Origin of the sequence: Ollibium composti, from assembly GCF_004801285.1 — a bacterium.
Taxonomy (GTDB): Bacteria; Pseudomonadota; Alphaproteobacteria; order Rhizobiales; family Rhizobiaceae; genus Mesorhizobium; species Mesorhizobium composti.
On record NZ_SSNY01000029.1, the window covers coordinates 1 to 1,239 of the forward strand.

The 1,239-nt window shown below is 62.0% G+C and carries 1 protein-coding gene; it reads right to left on the bottom strand.

Annotated elements, in window-relative coordinates:
- Positions 1–30 precede the first annotated feature (30 nt).
- Positions 31–1,178 (bottom strand): IS3 family transposase gene (locus E6C48_RS22335; protein ID WP_136360399.1). Its coding sequence is split into 2 segments (ribosomal slippage): positions 31–929 and positions 929–1,178, totalling 1,149 coding nucleotides; the frame shifts between segments, so codons are not numbered across the junction.
- Positions 1,179–1,239: the final 61 nt, after the last annotated feature.

Consider the following 1,239-nt stretch of genomic DNA (forward strand, 5'->3'; position numbering starts at 1 on the left):
TGGCCTGCTGCCGGTTTTTCGGACACGGGGTTAAGCTAACATAGCTTTCTCCTCGAACTCGACGGGGCTCATATAGCCCAGTGTCGAGTGCCGTCGCCGGGGATTGTAGAAGCGCTCGATGTAATCGAACACATCGGCCCTGGCGTCATCCCTCGTCCTGTAAACCTTGCGGGCTGTCCGCTCGGTTTTCAGCGACGAGAAGAAGCTCTCCATCGCTGCATTGTCCCAGACGTTGCCTGACCGGCTCATTGAGCATGTGATGCCGTGGTCGGCCATCAGGCGCTGGAACTGTTCGCTCGTATATTGGCTGCCCTGGTCGCTGTGGTGCAGCAGGCTGTCGGGCTTGCCTCTCCTCCAGATCGCCATGATGAGGGCGTCGGTGACGAGCTGTGCCGTCATCTCGGCCTTCATCGCCCAGCCGACAACGCGTCTGGAGAACAGGTCGACGACGGCGGCAACGTAGAGCCAACCTTCGGCGGTCCAGATGTAGGTGAAGTCGGCGATCCACTTCTGGTTCGGGGCCGAGGCTTCGAAAGCGCGGTCGAGGATGTTGTCCGACACTGTCGCTCGCTCGCCGGTGTCTTTCGGCAGTCCACGACGCCGCGGTCGGGCACGCAGCCCGTTCTGACGCATGAGCCGCTCGATGCGATGCAGGCCGCAGGAGAGACCCTCGGCCAGCACGTCATGCCAGACGCGGCGAGCACCATAGGTTCGGTCGCTGCTCTTGAAGCTGCGATCGATCGCCGTCACCAGCACCTCGTCGTGCCGGGAGCGAGCGCTGGGGCTGCGGTTGAGCCAGGCGTGAAAGCCCGAGCGGGAGACATCCAGCGCGTCGCACAGCCATGCCACCGGCCAGATGTTCCGGTGCCTCGCGATGAAAGCGAACCTCATATCGCTTCCCTCGCGAAGTAGGCTGCGGCCTTTTTTAGGATGTCGCGCTCCGCCTTCAGCTTAGCCACTTCCTTGCGCAGCCGATCAATCTCCTGCTGCTCCGGCTTCAGCTGACCATGGCCGGGAAAGGCATGATGCGGATCCGTCGATAGCTCGCGCACCCATTTGCGCAGCACGTTCTCGTGGACATCAAGGTCGCGAGCTGCCTGCGCCACCGCAACGCCCCGATCCTTCACCAGTCTCACCGCCTCGAGCTTGAACTCGCGGCTGAACTTCCTTCTCTGCATTCCAACTCTCCAGTTCCGTTAAACACCTTATCTCGGTGTCCACGAAACCGGCAGCAGGCCA